Consider the following 14,242-nt stretch of genomic DNA (forward strand, 5'->3'; position numbering starts at 1 on the left):
GAGATCGAGCTTGGACGCGCTTGCGGATGCCGACCTCATCGTGGTGGGTGCCGGCTTCTACGGCGCCACCGTCGCCGAGCGCGCCGCCAGCGAGCGCGGCCTGCGGGTGCTGGTACTGGACCGCCGGCAGCATGTCGGCGGCAATGCCCATTCCGAGCCCGACCGGGAGACCGGCATCGAGGTGCACCGCTACGGCCCGCATCTGTTCCATACGCCCAACGAGGAGGTGTGGACCTATCTGTCCCGATTCACCGACTTCACCCCCTACCAGCACCGGGGCTGGAGCGTCCATGCCGGGCAGATCTACCCCCTGCCCATCAACCTCGCCACCATCTGCCAGTTCTTCGGCCGGCGCTTCACCCCCGACGAGGCACGGCAGCTGATCGCCGCCCAGGCCGGCGCGGCCGAGGGCGAGTCGGCCAACCTCGAGGACAAGGCCATCTCCCTCGTCGGGCGACCGCTCTACGAGGCGTTCATCCGCGGCTACACCCTGAAGCAGTGGCAGACCGACCCGCGCGACCTGCCGGCCGCCGTCATCACGCGCCTGCCGGTGCGCTACAGCTTCGACTCGCGCTATTTCTCGGACCGCTTCCAGGGCATGCCGCAGGACGGCTACGCTGCATTGTTCCGCCGCATGCTGTCGAGCCCGCTGATCCGCGTGGTGCTCGGGGTCGACTGGCGTGACTGGCGAGCCCGCGCCCCGGCCGCCACGCCGGTCGTCTATAGCGGCCCCATCGACCGCTATTTCGACTACGCCGAAGGCGCCCTGGGCTGGCGCACCACCCGCTTCGAGTACGAGGTGCTGGCGACCGGCGATTTCCAGGGGGCGGCGATCGTCAATTACGCCGATCTCGACGTGCCGTTTACGCGCATCACCGAATACCGCCACCTTCACCCCGAGCGCGCCTATCCCGCCGACCGCACCGTGATCGCCCGCGAGTTCCCGCGTTTCGCCGCCGGCGACGACGAGCCGTTCTATCCGATCGAGACCCCCTCCGACCGGAACCGCCTCGCCCGCTACCAGGCCCGGGCTGCCGCGGCGCCGGGCGTAATGTTCGGCGGCCGCCTTGGCAGCTATCGCTACCTCGACATGCACCAGGCCATCGCCATGGCGCTGCGGGACTGGAAGACGCTGGCGCGCACAGCCTTCCCGCCGGGCTGAAGGAAAGGGGCGCGCGAGGCGCCCAGGCCCCGGCCCCCGCGTGTAGGGCATGCAATGGACGGCAGAAATTCAAGCTGTTACTTATGATTACTACATTCCGGACGGGGCTCGCTGGTCGTGACCGAGAAGTTCAGGAAGGTATTTGGCGGCGGCAAGCCCGTCATCGCCATGGTGCATCTGGGCGCCCTGCCCGGCGCCCCGCTGCACGACGCCGAGCGCGGCCTCGAGGGCCTGGTCGATGATGCCCGCCAGGATCTGACGGCGCTGCAGGCGGCGGGGGTCGACGCGGTGATGTTCGGCAACGAGAACGACCGCCCGTACGAGTTCACCGCCGACACCGCCTCCACCGCCACGATGGCCTATGTCATCGGCCGGCTGCGGGCACTCATCGCGGTGCCCTTCGGCGTCAACGTGCTGTGGGATCCGATGAGCACCATGGCGCTGGCGGCGGCGACCGGGGCGGCCTTCGTGCGCGAAATCTTCACCGGGCACTACGCTTCCGACATGGGGCCGTGGACCCCCGATGCGGGGCGCGCCGTGCGCTATCGCAACCGGCTGGGGCGAAGCGACCTCGCCCTGCTCTACAATGTCAGCGCCGAGTTCGCCTGGTCGCTCGATCGTCGCAGCCTGCCCGACCGGGCCCGCAGCGCCGTGTTTTCCTCCATCCCCGATGCCGTCCTCGTCTCCGGCGCCATCACCGGCGAGCCGGCGGAACTGAGCGACCTGCTGGCGGTCAAGAACGTGCTGCCGGACACCCCGGTCCTCGCCAATACCGGGGTGCGGCACGAGACGGTGGGCGACGTGCTGCACGTCGCCGACGGCTGCATCGTCGGGTCCGCCCTCAAGGTCGACGGCCACACCTGGAATCCGGTGGACCCGGCGCGGGCGGCCGAATTCATGCGCCTCGCCCGCGCCGCGCGGGGAGGCTGACGATGCGGGAGAGGCTGCGCCGGCTGCTCAGCGAGCTCATGCGCGTCCCCGGCCTCTCCGGCCACGAGGGCCGCGTGCGCCGCCATCTGCGGCAGGCGCTGGACGGCCTCGGCATCGCTTCACGTACCGACCGGCTCGGCAATCTGATCGCCACCCTCGCCGGCGACCCGGCGGCGCCCACGGTCATGCTGTTCACCCACATGGACCAACTGGGCTTCGTCGTGCGCAAGATCGAGGCCGACGGCCGCGTCCGCGTCGAGCGGCTTGGCGGCGTGCCCGAGAAAGCCCTCCCCAGCCAGCAGGTGCTGTTCTCGATCGGTGACGGCAGGGACGTGCCGGGCATCATCGCCAACAAGAGCCACCATGCCACGACGCCCGAGGAGAAATACCGGGTCGTGCCCTACTCCGAACTCCATGTCGACGCCGGCTTTGCGAGCGCCGCCGAAGTGCTGGCGGCAGGCATCGACGTGGGCACGCCGGTGGTCTATGCGCCGGCCGTCGTCGAGCTCGCCAACGGCCGCATCGCCGGCACCGCCATCGATGACCGTGCCGGCTGCGCCGTGCTCGTCGAAGTGGCGCAGGCGTTGCGCGCGGTCGAGCCGAAGCCGACGGTACATCTCGTGTTCTCGGTGCAGGAGGAGTTCAATCTGCGCGGCGCCGTGACCGCCGCCCGGGCGCTCGCGCCCGACATCGCCATCCAGCTCGACCTGATCCTCGCCACCGACACGCCGGACATGGCGGCGCGCGGCGACGTCCGGCTGGGGGGTGGGCCGGCGATGAGCCTCTATTCCTTCCACGGCCGCGGCACCCTCAACGGCACCATTCCGCATCCGGCGCTGGTTCGGTTGTTCGAGCAGGCCGCCGCGGCCGAGGCACTGCCGCTGCAGCGGAGCGCTCATGTGGGGGCGCTGACCGACTCTGCCTATGTGCAGCTCGTCGGCGCGGGCGTGGCGGCGATCGACGTCGGCTTTCCCATGCGCTACTCGCACTCCTCGCTGGAGCTGTGCGACCTCGCCGACCTCGAAGGGCTGGCGCGGCTGCTGGTCGCGGCCATCGCCGGCATCGGCCCCGGCTTCAGCCTCGAGCGCGACGATTTCGAGCAATGAGCGCCTATCTCGGCATCGATATCGGTACCTTCGAATCCAAGGGCGTGCTCGTCGATGGCAGCGGCCGTATCCTCGCTAGCGCCGCGCGGCCGCACAAGCTGATCGTGCCGCAGTCCGGCTGGGCGGAGCACCGCCCGCGCGAGGACTGGTGGGGAGATTTCTGCTTCCTCGCCAACAGGCTGATCGCCGATAGCGGCCTCGCGCCGGCCGAGATAGAGGCTGTGGCGCCCAGCGCCATCGGCCCCTGCATGCTGCCGGTCGATGCCGACGGCGCGCCGCTGATGAACGGCATCCTCTACGGCGTCGACACGCGGGCGCATCGGGAGATCGCGGAACTGACGGCACGGATCGGCGCCGACGTGCTGCTCGCGCGCTGCGGCAATGCGCTCACCAGCCAGTCGGTCGGCCCCAAGATCCTGTGGCTCAAGCGCAACCGTCCGGACCTGTACGCGCGCACGGCGATGATCCACACCGCCACGTCGTATCTCGTGGACCAACTCACCGGCGCCCGCGTCATCGACCACTATACGGCAGCCAATACCAGCCCGCTTTACCTCGCCGAGCGGCAGGAGTGGAGTACGGAACTCGCCGACGACATCATCGCCGTCGAGCGGCTGCCCCGCCTCGCCTGGAGCGGCGAGATCGCCGGCCACGTCACCCGGGAGGCGGCGGCGGCGACGGGGCTCGCCGAAGGCACGCCGGTCACCACCGGCACCATAGACGCGGCCGCCGAGGCGCTCAGCGTCGGCGTGCTCGCGGCTGGCGACATGCTGCTGATGTACGGCTCGACCATCTTCATCATCGAGATCACCGACGAGCGCGTGCGTGACGGCCGGCTGTGGTACGCGCCCTGGCTGTTTGCCGGCCAGCACGCGGCCATGGCGGGGCTCGCCACCAGCGGCACCCTCACCCATTGGTTCCGCGAGCAGTTCGCGCGCGACCTCGATCCCCAAACGGCGGTGGCGCGTCTGGCAGACGAGGCGGCGGCCTCCCCGCCCGGGGCGAAAGGGCTGGTTGTGCTGCCCTATTTCTCAGGCGAACGCACCCCGATCCACGACCCGCACGCCCGCGGCATGATCTTCGGGCTCGACCTCACGCACACGCGCGCCGACGCCTACCGGGCGCTGCTCGAGGGCATCGCCTGCGGCACCCGGCACGTGCTCGAGACATGCGGCGAGGTTGGCGCCGGGCCGCGTGCCATTTTCGCAGCCGGCGGCGGGACCAGGAACCGGGTGTGGACCCAGGCCACCTCGGACGTATCGGGGCACGTCCAGATCGTGCGCCAGACGACCGTCGGCGCCGCCTACGGCGACGCCTTCCTCGCCGCGCTCGCGGTGGGCGACGTGCGCCGCGTCGACATAAGGGCATGGAACCCGGTGGCGCGAGAGATCAGGCCCGACCCCGCCCTGCGGCCGCTGTACGATGAGCGCTACTTCACCTTCCGCCAGCTCTACGAGCGCAACCGCGACCTGATGCGGCTGGGCCGCAAGGCATGAAAGCACGAACACTTGAAATGTGTACCATTGAGTGGTACAGAGGGGCGTTATCGGCGCAATGATCGTTGGTTTTCGCGACGAGTGGCTTCGCAGATTCTTCCAGCTTGATGTCAGCTCACGCAACGTTCCCGCGGACATCGAGGCTCGCCTGTTCCGCAAGCTGCAGATGATAGATGACGCGACAACCGACAGTGACTTGCGCGCCCCTCCGAGCAATCACTTCGAGAAGCTCAAGGGAGATCTCGATGGGCTGCACAGCATCCGGGTGAACCGGCAATGGCGGCTGGTATTTCGGTGGAACGGCGGCCGCGGCGAAGCCGAGAATGTCTACCTCGACAACCACAGCTACAGGTGAACGCCATGCACATGACGCAGCGTCGGCCGGTGACAGTCGGCGAAATGCTGGTCGAAGAGTTCATGCGGCCCATGGGGTTGACGCAGGCTGCGCTGGCCGAAGCCATGGGCGTGCCGCGCAAGCACGTCAATGAGTTGTGCAACAACCGCCGGACGGTGACCGCGCCGACCGCGCTCATCCTTGCACGCGTCTTCGGCAACAGCGCCGATTTCTGGCTCGACACGCAGCGCCGCAACGACCTGTGGGAGGCCATGAACGATCCGCGAGAGCGGCAGCGGATCGAGCGGGCACGACCCCTGGCGACGGCGGCCTGAGGCCTATTTCACCGCGCCGGCCGTCAGCCCCTTGATGATGTAGCGCTCGAGCATGATGCCGACGAGCACCAGCGGCATGATGGCGGCCGTGGAGAGCGCTGCCATCGACCACCAGTTGATGCCTTGCGAACCGGTCTGGCTCGCGACCATCACCGGCAGCGTCTTGGCGTTCGAACTGGTGAGCAGCGCCGCGAAGAAATACTCGTTCCAGCACAGGATCAGGCTGAGGATGAAGGCCGCCACCATGCCGGGCAGCGCCATCGGCAGGATGATGCGGAAGAACGTGCCCCACGAGGACAGGCCGTCGACCTGCGCCGCCTCGTCGAGCTCGGTGGGAATGGTGTCGAACTGGTCCTTCATGATCCAGATGACGATGGGCAGGACGCTGAGCGTATAGAGCAGGATGAGCCCGATGGTGCTGTCGAGCAGCGCCAGCTCGCGATAGAGCACGAGGAAGGGCAGCGCTAGCACCACCGGCGGCAGGATGAGCTGGCTGAGGAAGAAGAAGGCGATGTCGTTGTTGCGCAGCCACAGGAACTTGTAGCGAAAACGGCTGAGGCCATAGGCCGCGAGCGCCCCGATCAGCACGGCGAGGACGGAGGCGCCGACGGCGGTCACTACCGAGTTCATGAACCGCTGCACGAACTCGTCGCGCACCGTCGAAACGTTGCCGATCGTATCGGGCGAGAGCCCGAGCGAGCGCCAGCCCAGCCAGTTGGGCTGGAAATCGACCCACGGGATGAGGTGGCCGAGCTGCACGTCCTTGGCGACCTTCATGGAGGTGGTGATGGTCCAGTACACGGGGAACAGCGACACGAAGGCCCAGAACACCAGCGCCGCATAGATCAGCACCTGCTTGACCAGATGCCGGCTCCAGCGCGCGGCAACGCCCGCCTCCTCCGTCATCTCGAGCGGCTGCGTGGCGGTGGACATCAGGTCATCCTCTGCATGCGGCGCGAGACGAAGCCAAGCAGCAGCGTGATGAAGACCACGATCAACACCAGGTAGAACATGGCCAGCATGGTCCCGTAGCCGACATTGGAGCGGTCGCGGTACTCGCGGTAGATGAAACTCGACACCGTGTCGGTGGCCCCGCCCGGCCCGCCGGACGTGACGTTGATGACGATGTCGGCGAGCTTCAGCTTGAAGATGATCCTGAGCACGATCGCGGTGATCGACACCGGCAGCATCAGCGGAAAAGTGATCTTCCAGAACGATTGCCACGCGGTGGCGCCGTCGACCCGTGCCGCCTCCTGCACCTCCCGGGGCAGCGCCTGCAGCCCGGCCAGCAGCAGGATCATGACGAAGGGGATGGAGACCCACGCGTCCATCGCTTCGATCGACAGCTTGGCGATGAGCGGGTCGGTGAAGAAGGCCGGGCTGTCCCAGCCGAGCCAGCGGGCCAGCCGCGCCGCCGGGCCGAAGCGGTACTCCATCATCGACTTGCCGATCATCCAGCTCACCGCGACCGGCGACAGCATGAACGGGATGAGGAAGACCACGCGCCAGAACTTGCGCGCCCTGATCTCGGCGTTGAGCAGGAGAGCGAGGCCGAAGGCAATGGCGTACTCCACCAGCACCAGGGCGACGTAGAACACCATGTTGCCCAGCGCATTCCAGTAGAACGGGTCGCGGAACAGCTGCACCAGATTGTCGAAGCCGTTGAACTTCTGGCCGGCGAAGGAGGACAGGTTCCAGTCGGTGAAGGCGATGGAGAAGCCGAACAGGGTCGGAAAGATCGCCATGGCGACGGTGAACAGCACGGCCGGGAGGATGAACAGCGCCCGCCGGCCCGCCTCGCCCCGGATGAGCACGAGGCCGTAGCCGAGCGCGACCGCCCACAGCAGGTAGGCGAACAGCGTCGGGCGCCAGTTGTCCAAGCCGAGGTGGAGTATTCCGGCAGCGTCGAGGGCCTGCAGCGCGATGACGGCGCCGAGCCCGATGGTGGCCAGCCAGATCAGCGCCGTGCCGGCCCGGCGGCGGGCAGCATCCTTGGGGTCGTCCCCCGGTTCGATGAAGTCGTGCCCGGGCAGCGGTCCTGCCTCCGCCATCGGTATCTCCCTGCCCCCAGACGGGTCCGGCTGGCAACTGTCGGGCTGCCAGCCGGCCTTTGTCAACGTTGCGCAGCGCCGGGGCGCCTACAGCCCGAGCGACGCCTTGTAGAGGGCGACCTGGCCGTCGCGGCCGATCTGGTCGGTGATCTTCTCCCAGGCGGCGGCAATGGCATCCGCTGTCTCCTGCGCCGACGCGTATTGCCCGGCAAAGCCCTTGGCCAGTTCGTCCTCGGCCACCGAATAGTACTGGAAGATGCCGGGGATGCGCGGCTCGATCGCCGCGTTCGGGTGGTTGTAGCTGTCGGCGTTGGAGCCCAGATAGTCCTCGATGAAGGCCCGGTCGTAACCGGCAGCTTCCCACTCGTCATAGTTGAAGTGCGAGTTGCGGTAGGGCTGGAATCCCGACGGATAGGCCGCCATCCACAGCGAGATATCGCGGCCGCCCAGATGCGCCGCCGCGCTCCACGCCGCCTTGCGCTTCTTCTCGTCGCCCGAGACCCGGTTGGTCACGTACACGCCCCAGCCGAGATAGGCCATGTTGGGCGCGAAGTTGGGGCTCGCCGGCGTCTCCCATTCACCCTTCGCGGCGTTGTACACCCGGTCGGAACCGGGGTTGATGGAGAAGCCGACCACATCGCCGACCACCGACGTGTCGGAGGTGCGGGCGTTGGAGCCGACATCCCCCCACCAGGTGAGGGCCGCCCCGGTGCCGCCCAGGAATTGCGAGAAGGCCGTGGCGTTGGGGTCGGCATTCAGCTGGTCCGGCGGATAGGCGCCGGCCGCCTGGAGATCCATGATGTCCTGGATAGCCTGCACCCAGGCCGGGTTGTTGACGCGCGGCTTCATGGTGTCGGGATCGAACAGCCATGCCTTGTCGTCGGGGTGCTTGGCATAGGCGGCGGCGCGGTCCTCGAGGAAATAGAAGCCGAAGCCGCCCCACTGCATCTTCAGCGGGTCGAGGAAGCCGTAGGCGTCGGCGCCGGTGAGCGGGTCCTTCTGGCCCTTCAGCTTCTTGCTGAACTCGTTCACCTGCTGCCAGGTCGTGGGCGGCTCGCTCATGCCGGTCGCCGCCGAAATCGCCGCGTCGGTGAAATAATCCTTGCGGTAGGCGAAGGTGTGGCAGTCGCCATCGATAGTGATGCGGTAGGTCTTGCCGTCCCAGGTGCCGACCGGCGCCTTCAGGTAGTTGACGTAGTCATCCATGTCGATCTGGGTCTTGACCCAGTCCGGCATCTCGTCGAGCAGGCCCTTGCCGGCGGTATCGCCCTCGAAGGGCGCGCCCATCTCGATGATGTCGAAGTCCACCGTGCCGGTGGCGATCGCCTGCTGCAGGCGCGGGTTGTAGTCGGCCTGGGCGAGGTCGATCCAGTTGATCTTGGCGCCGGTATAGGCCTCCCACGGCTTGAGGAAGCCGCGGAACAGGAAGTTGTGCAGGTTCTGGTTGTTGAGCCCCATGAAGGTGAGCTCGACCCCGGCAAACTCGCCCTGGGCCACGGAAGCCTTGGTCGCCTCGAGGCACATCTCGCCGACCTTCTGCCAGTCGGCATCGGTGGGCGAGCCCGCTCCGACCCCCGGGATCTTGAGGATCTCGGCGCGCAGATCGCCCTGCGCGAAGGCGCGTCCGGCCAGCGAGCCGCCAAGGGCCGTGCCCGCGGCCAGCGCCGCGGCGCCCCTCAGGAAGCTGCGGCGCCGGGTCATCAACACCAGCCGGTTGTAATGTTCGACTTTCATTGCATGTCCTCCTTCCAACGTGCGGCCGTGCGCGTAGTTGAATGAGGACGAAGACCCATGGACATGCGCCACAGAACTCAAGACGCGCTTCCCGATCGGGTCTACACCCTCCCACCTCCCTCCAGGTGGTCGTTCGCCACGTGCCTAAGACCGGGATGGTAGGAAGCAAGGCTCCGTCAAGTCAACAAAATCCGTTGCAACCAAGTAAGTTAGCCGGAGTTCATGTGCATTCCGCGACGCGAGTCGAGATTTTTACCCACAGGTGAATGAACCCACGCCGGTTTTACTCGGGCGCAATCACGCCCTTCTTGAAAACGAAGCAACCATAGAAGCGGCGCTCCCCGGTCTGGATCACGCAGTAGGCGCGCTTGGCCCGTTCATAGAAGGCGAAGCGCTCGATGGAGCCCATCGGCCAGGAACGACCCTCGGCCCGGTCGACTTCAGCCTGCACCTCGGCTTGCACCGGCGGCACCTCGTCCGGCTTGCCCACGATCTCCATCCGCAGGGCCGGCGTGTCGACGAAGCTGTCGAGCGGCATGACCGACAGGACCGCCCTGGCGACGCGCGCGGCGCTCACCCCGTCCATGCGCAGCAGCTTGCCGGTGACGGTCTGCCGAGCCACCGAGTCGGCCGGGAAATTGGCATCGCAGACGACCACGTCGTCCCCGTGCCCCATCGCCCTCAACGCCCGCAGCACGTCGGCGCTGAGCAGCGGGTCGATCCCCTTGAGCATGTCTTCCTCCTCTTGATGCGCATTGCCATGGCGCCCGGGGAAGTTGTTCATAGAGCCGCAGGCGGCGCAAGTTGCCGGGGCCGCGACGGAGGGAAACGCCAGATGCGCTACGAAATGATGCTGCCCTACCAGATCCGCGAGGCAATCGAGAAGAACTGGCCGGTGGTGTTGCCGCTCGGCGTCCTCGAATATCACGGCGAACATCTCGCGGTCGGCATGGACACGCTCGCCGTGGTCCGCCTGCTCGCCATCCTCGAGGACGAGATGGACCTTGTCGTGCTGCCGCCCTTCTATTACGGCGCCGCGAGCTATGCCGTGGCCCCGCCAGAGGGCAACGGCTCGCTGCACGTCGATGCCGGTGCGCTCCAGCCCTTTGCCCAGGCGATGTTCACGGGCCTGCTGCGCATCGGCTTTCGCAACGTGCATGTCTTCATCCACCACCAGACCGAGAACTTCGCCGCCGGCATGCCGACCGACCTCGCCTTCCGCTTTGCGGCCCGCCAGGCGATCTTCGCCTTCCTCGAGAAGGAGCGCGGCGAGGGCTGGTGGGGCAACGAGGCCATGGCCGACTACTATGCGCAGCAGGCGGGAGGCAGCGACCCGTTCAACTGGATCAAGGCGCATCCGTTGATGACGGCGGACATCATCGGCAAGTTCCCCTTCGACCACGCGGCGCAGGGAGAAACCTCGCTGATGCTGGCCTTGTGTCCCGAGGGGGTCGAAATGGGCCGGCTGACCGACGAGCATTGGTACACGCGCAGCGCCCGCGACGCCTCGGCCGAACTCGGCGGCCGCGGGCGCGAGCTGATTTTGATGCATATGCGCGAGGTGCTGCGGCCGGCGTCCGGCTGAGGCGTCCTTGCGCGCGCCGCGCGCTTACGGCTATCTCTAGAGGAAAATGCCGCGAACCGGCAGGCGGGGAGACACATGGCGCAGGTCGCGATCCGTGGGGTACGCAAGTCGTTCGGCACGGTCGACGTCATCCGCGGCGTCGACGTCGACATCATGGACGGCGAGTTCGTGGTCCTGGTCGGCCCGTCGGGGTGCGGGAAATCCACGCTGCTGCGGATGATCGCCGGGCTGGAGACGGTGTCGGGCGGCCAGATCGCCATCGGCAACCGGGTGGTCAACCATCTGCCGCCCAAGGACCGGGACATCGCCATGGTGTTCCAGAGCTACGCGCTCTATCCGCACATGAAGGTGGCCGACAACATGGCCTTTGCGCTCAAGCTCAAGCGGGCCGACCCGAAGCAGGTGGAAGAGCGGGTGCGGACCGCCGCCGAGATCCTCGGCCTTACCCCATACCTCGATCGCTATCCGCGCCAGCTCTCCGGCGGGCAGCGCCAGCGCGTCGCCATGGGCCGCGCCATCGTCCGCGATCCGCAGGTGTTCCTGTTCGACGAACCGCTCAGCAACCTCGACGCCAAGCTGCGCGTGCAGATGCGCACGGAAATCAAGGAACTGCACCAGCGGCTCAAGACCACCACCGTGTTCGTCACCCACGACCAGGTCGAGGCCATGACCATGGCCGACCGCATCGTCGTCATGCAGGACGGCGCGGTCGAGCAGGTCGGCGCCCCGCTCGATCTCTACGACCGGCCGCAGAACCTGTTCGTCGCGACTTTCATCGGCTCGCCGGCGATGAACCTGATCCACGGCACGGCCAGGCGCTCGGCGAGCGCCGTCGCCGTGGAAGCCTTCGGCAGCCTGCTGCCGCTCCCCGGGCCGCACGCCGTCGATGACGGCCAGCAGGTGGTCTACGGCATCCGGCCGGAGCACCTGGATCTGGCCGACGACGGCTTTCCGGCAACCGTCGCAGTGGTCGAGCCCACCGGCGCCGAGACGCAGGTGGTGATGCGCTTCGGCGACAAGGAGGTCGTCGCCGTCTTCCACGACCGGCACGCGTTCACGCCCGGCCAGACCGTGCACCTTCGGCCGCGGCGCGAGCAGGCGCATCTGTTCGACCGCGCCAGCGGCAAGCGCCTCTGAGCGCCGCTCCCGACGGGTTCTATTCGATGCGGTAGCGCACCGTGCCGCGCAGCTCGTGGATCCAGTTGTTGCCGATCTCGTAGTAGCTGTCCGTGGCCGGGTCGGTCGGCGCGTTGTTGATCTGATGCAGGTACAGCGCGCGATAGCCGATGTCGGCGACCCAGTCGCCCATGTCGTAGCCGAGGCCGGCCATCAGCGCCGCCGCCCCGGTGACATTGCCCCCGGTCGGCACGGCAAGGGGTGCCGTCGTCGGCGAGTTGACCTCGGCATGGTTCCAGGCCGCGCCGACGCCGGCGCCGACATAGCCGAAGGCGCCGCCCGCGCCGCTATAGCCGAAGCCGTCCACGCCGCCGAAGCCGAAATCGTAGTAGAGGTTGGCCAGGGCGACGGTGGAGCGCAGCATCAGCGTGTACTCGCCGTCGTCGGGATCGCCGCCGTCCTTGGTGATGTGCAGTCCCGTGGTTTCCAGCGAGTCGATGGTGGCGTCGAAGCGCAGCCCGGTGCCGGTCTCATAGCCGAAGCCGGCGCCCCAGCTGTAGCCGTAGCCGAGCTGGTCGACGCCGATCGCTTCCGGCAGCGCGGGATGCACGACCTCCGGCGCCCAGTGGATGTTCAGCGCCGCGCTGCCGCGCAGGTAGAACGAGCCGCCCAGGCCGTAATCGACCTCGGGGGCGTCGAAATAGTCTTCGGGAATGTCGGCCGCCGCGCCGGGGCCGGCGATCAGTGCGGCGGTGGTGGCCAGCGCCACCCAGGCAAAGCGTTTACGCATGTAAGGAAGTCCTTGGGTTCTCAGCGACAGCAGTCGAATGGCGGCATCCTGCGCCAATATTCTTAAACCGCGCTTAACCCTAAGACTTAACCTTAACAGGAGGTTAAAGAACCTACAGACGGCGACGGCAATGTTCGCCGGCCGGCTATGCCACTTGCCTGATGGTGTTGGTGATCTCCTTGACCACGGCCGCGACCAGTTGCTCGTCGTCGCATTCGGCCATGACCCGGATCACCGGCTCGGTGCCGGATTCGCGGATCACCAGCCTGCCCTCCTCGCCGAGCCGAGCCCGGCTCTCGGCGATCACCTGCACCACCGCCTTGTCGTCGAGCGGCTTGCCGTGCTTGAAGCGTACGCTCTGCAGCAGTTGCGGCACCTTGGCGAAGCGGTTGCAGATCTCGGAGACGGGGCGCCGCTGCTGCTGCAGCACGGCGAGCAACTGCAGCGCCGCCACCAGTCCGTCGCCGGTGGTGGTGAAATCGGACAGGATGATGTGCCCGCTCTGCTCGCCCCCGACATTGTAGCCCTTGGCACGCATGGCTTCGAGCACGTAGCGGTCGCCCACCTGGGTGCGTTCGAGCGTAAGCCCGAGCGATCCCAGGTAGCGTTCGAGCCCGAGATTGGACATGACCGTCGCCACCAGGCCGCCGCCCTGCAGCTGGCCGCGCTCGTGCCAGGACTGCGCGATCACCGCCATGAACTGGTCGCCGTCCACCAGTTCGCCGCGCTCGTCGACGATGAGCACGCGGTCGGCATCGCCGTCGAGCGCGATGCCGATGTCGGCCCGCAGCTCCTTCACCTTGGCGATCAGGGACTCGGGCGCCGTCGAGCCCACCTTGTCGTTGATGTTGAAGCCGTCCGGCTCGACGCCGATGGCGAAGACCTCAGCCCCCAGCTCCCACAAAGCAAGGGGCGCCACCTTGTAGGCGGCGCCGTTGGCGCAGTCGATCACCACCCTGAGCCCGGACAGGTCGATGTTCTTGGGCAGGGTGCGCTTGGCATACTCGATGTAGCGCGTGCGCGCTTCCTCGTCGCGATAGGCCCGGCCGATCTCGCGCCCCTGCGACAGATGCTTGCCGAGATCGGAGTCCATGAGGTCCTCGATCTGCGCCTCCACCTCGTCCGACAGCTTGTAGCCGTCGGGCCGGAACAGCTTGATGCCGTTGTCCTCGAAGGGGTTGTGGGAGGCCGAGATCATCACCCCGAGATCGGCGCGCAGCGAATGGGTGAGCATGGCCACGGCCGGAGTGGGCATCGGGCCGAGCAGGTAGACATCCATGCCGACGGCGGTGAATCCGGCTGTGAGCGCGCTCTCGATCATGTAGCCCGAGCGGCGGGTGTCCTTGCCGATCACCACGCGGTTGCGATGGTCGCCGTTGACGAATTTGAGGCCGGCGGCCATGCCCACCCGCATGGCCAGTTCGGGGGTGAGCTTGTCGCCGTTGGCGAGCCCGCGGATGCCGTCGGTGCCGAAATACGTCCTGGCCATGTCGTCGAATCCCTCTGGTCCGCCCCGCCGGCGAAATATAGCCGCACCGCCCGGCGCCGCAAAACCCCCGATGCGACTGCGTCGTTAACCAGCGATCGCGGCGGGATGTGGGCG

14 protein-coding genes are annotated in these 14,242 nt (G+C 67.4%); 8 read left to right on the forward strand and 6 right to left on the reverse strand.

What is annotated here, in order from left to right; translation table 11 throughout:
* The first annotated feature begins 10 nt into the window (after positions 1–10).
* The 6 genes from glf (at position 11) to VGD93_RS04820 (ending at position 5,363) form a co-directional block, all read left to right on the forward strand.
* Entirely contained in the window at positions 11–1,162 is a 1,152-nt protein-coding gene (gene glf / locus VGD93_RS04795; RefSeq protein WP_395009711.1) for a UDP-galactopyranose mutase, read from the forward strand.
* Positions 1,163–1,279: 117 nt separating this feature from the next.
* Positions 1,280–2,092 carry a BtpA/SgcQ family protein gene (locus tag VGD93_RS04800; RefSeq protein ID WP_395009713.1) on the forward strand — a complete coding sequence of 271 codons (813 nt, stop codon included), beginning with the start codon at positions 1,280–1,282 and terminating at the stop codon, positions 2,090–2,092.
* A gap of 2 nt (positions 2,093–2,094) precedes the next feature.
* The gene (locus VGD93_RS04805) at positions 2,095–3,198 is read left to right on the forward strand and encodes a M42 family metallopeptidase (RefSeq protein WP_395009715.1); all 1,104 of its coding nucleotides are present in this window, start codon (positions 2,095–2,097) and stop codon (positions 3,196–3,198) included.
* Complete coding sequence (locus tag VGD93_RS04810) at positions 3,195–4,694, forward strand: FGGY-family carbohydrate kinase (protein WP_395009717.1); 1,500 nt, start codon at positions 3,195–3,197, stop codon at positions 4,692–4,694. The genes VGD93_RS04805 and VGD93_RS04810 overlap by 4 nt, the downstream gene beginning before the upstream one ends.
* A gap of 58 nt (positions 4,695–4,752) precedes the next feature.
* Entirely contained in the window at positions 4,753–5,049 is a 297-nt protein-coding gene (locus tag VGD93_RS04815; protein ID WP_395009719.1) for a type II toxin-antitoxin system RelE/ParE family toxin, read from the forward strand.
* Positions 5,050–5,054: 5 nt separating this feature from the next.
* Positions 5,055–5,363: a HigA family addiction module antitoxin gene (locus tag VGD93_RS04820; protein WP_395009721.1), complete on the forward strand. Its 309-nt coding sequence runs from the start codon at positions 5,055–5,057 to the stop codon at positions 5,361–5,363.
* A gap of 3 nt (positions 5,364–5,366) precedes the next feature.
* Here the strand turns inward: VGD93_RS04820 and VGD93_RS04825 are convergent, their stop codons facing one another.
* The 4 genes from VGD93_RS04825 to VGD93_RS04840 form a co-directional block, all read right to left on the reverse strand.
* The gene (locus VGD93_RS04825) at positions 5,367–6,269 is read right to left on the reverse strand and encodes a carbohydrate ABC transporter permease (protein WP_395009804.1); all 903 of its coding nucleotides are present in this window, start codon (positions 6,267–6,269) and stop codon (positions 5,367–5,369) included.
* 26 nt (positions 6,270–6,295) lie between these two features.
* On the reverse strand, positions 6,296–7,414 hold the full coding sequence (locus tag VGD93_RS04830; protein ID WP_395009723.1) for a carbohydrate ABC transporter permease: 1,119 nt from the start codon (positions 7,412–7,414) through the stop codon (positions 6,296–6,298).
* An 87-nt stretch (positions 7,415–7,501) separates the two neighbouring features.
* Positions 7,502–9,148, reverse strand: a complete 1,647-nt coding sequence (locus VGD93_RS04835; RefSeq protein WP_395009725.1) for an extracellular solute-binding protein — start codon at positions 9,146–9,148, stop codon at positions 7,502–7,504.
* A 283-nt stretch (positions 9,149–9,431) separates the two neighbouring features.
* On the reverse strand, positions 9,432–9,881 hold the full coding sequence (locus VGD93_RS04840) for an RbsD/FucU family protein (protein WP_395009727.1): 450 nt from the start codon (positions 9,879–9,881) through the stop codon (positions 9,432–9,434).
* Between the two features lie 102 nt (positions 9,882–9,983).
* On the opposite strand from VGD93_RS04840, the gene VGD93_RS04845 reads away from it, so the two are divergent.
* On the forward strand, positions 9,984–10,733 hold the full coding sequence (locus tag VGD93_RS04845) for a creatininase family protein (RefSeq protein WP_395009729.1): 750 nt from the start codon (positions 9,984–9,986) through the stop codon (positions 10,731–10,733).
* A gap of 75 nt (positions 10,734–10,808) precedes the next feature.
* A complete protein-coding gene (locus tag VGD93_RS04850) occupies positions 10,809–11,870 on the forward strand; it encodes an ABC transporter ATP-binding protein (protein ID WP_395009731.1) in 1,062 nt (353 codons plus the stop codon).
* A 19-nt stretch (positions 11,871–11,889) separates the two neighbouring features.
* Here the strand turns inward: VGD93_RS04850 and VGD93_RS04855 are convergent, their stop codons facing one another.
* Both VGD93_RS04855 and glmM read right to left on the reverse strand, forming a co-directional pair.
* Positions 11,890–12,639, reverse strand: a complete 750-nt coding sequence (locus tag VGD93_RS04855) for a hypothetical protein (RefSeq protein WP_395009733.1) — start codon at positions 12,637–12,639, stop codon at positions 11,890–11,892.
* 145 nt (positions 12,640–12,784) lie between these two features.
* Positions 12,785–14,128 carry a phosphoglucosamine mutase gene (glmM, locus tag VGD93_RS04860; protein WP_395009735.1) on the reverse strand — a complete coding sequence of 448 codons (1,344 nt, stop codon included), beginning with the start codon at positions 14,126–14,128 and terminating at the stop codon, positions 12,785–12,787.
* Positions 14,129–14,242: the final 114 nt, after the last annotated feature.

The sequence above is a fragment of the Devosia sp. genome (assembly GCF_036406155.1).
GTDB lineage: Bacteria > Pseudomonadota > Alphaproteobacteria > Rhizobiales > Devosiaceae > Devosia_A.

Coding starts and splice junctions, on each gene's coding strand:
- VGD93_RS04805 (WP_395009715.1), top strand. CDS start 2,095: ATGCGGGAGAGGCTGCGCCGGCTGCTCAGCGAGCTCATGCGCGTCCCC.
- VGD93_RS04810 (WP_395009717.1), top strand. CDS start 3,195: ATGAGCGCCTATCTCGGCATCGATATCGGTACCTTCGAATCCAAGGGC.
- VGD93_RS04815 (WP_395009719.1), top strand. CDS start 4,753: ATGATCGTTGGTTTTCGCGACGAGTGGCTTCGCAGATTCTTCCAGCTT.
- VGD93_RS04820 (WP_395009721.1), top strand. CDS start 5,055: ATGCACATGACGCAGCGTCGGCCGGTGACAGTCGGCGAAATGCTGGTC.
- VGD93_RS04825 (WP_395009804.1), bottom strand. CDS start 6,269: ATGACGGAGGAGGCGGGCGTTGCCGCGCGCTGGAGCCGGCATCTGGTC.
- VGD93_RS04830 (WP_395009723.1), bottom strand. CDS start 7,414: ATGGCGGAGGCAGGACCGCTGCCCGGGCACGACTTCATCGAACCGGGG.
- VGD93_RS04835 (WP_395009725.1), bottom strand. CDS start 9,148: ATGAAAGTCGAACATTACAACCGGCTGGTGTTGATGACCCGGCGCCGC.
- VGD93_RS04840 (WP_395009727.1), bottom strand. CDS start 9,881: ATGCTCAAGGGGATCGACCCGCTGCTCAGCGCCGACGTGCTGCGGGCG.
- VGD93_RS04845 (WP_395009729.1), top strand. CDS start 9,984: ATGCGCTACGAAATGATGCTGCCCTACCAGATCCGCGAGGCAATCGAG.
- VGD93_RS04850 (WP_395009731.1), top strand. CDS start 10,809: ATGGCGCAGGTCGCGATCCGTGGGGTACGCAAGTCGTTCGGCACGGTC.
- VGD93_RS04855 (WP_395009733.1), bottom strand. CDS start 12,639: ATGCGTAAACGCTTTGCCTGGGTGGCGCTGGCCACCACCGCCGCACTG.
- glmM (WP_395009735.1), bottom strand. CDS start 14,128: ATGGCCAGGACGTATTTCGGCACCGACGGCATCCGCGGGCTCGCCAAC.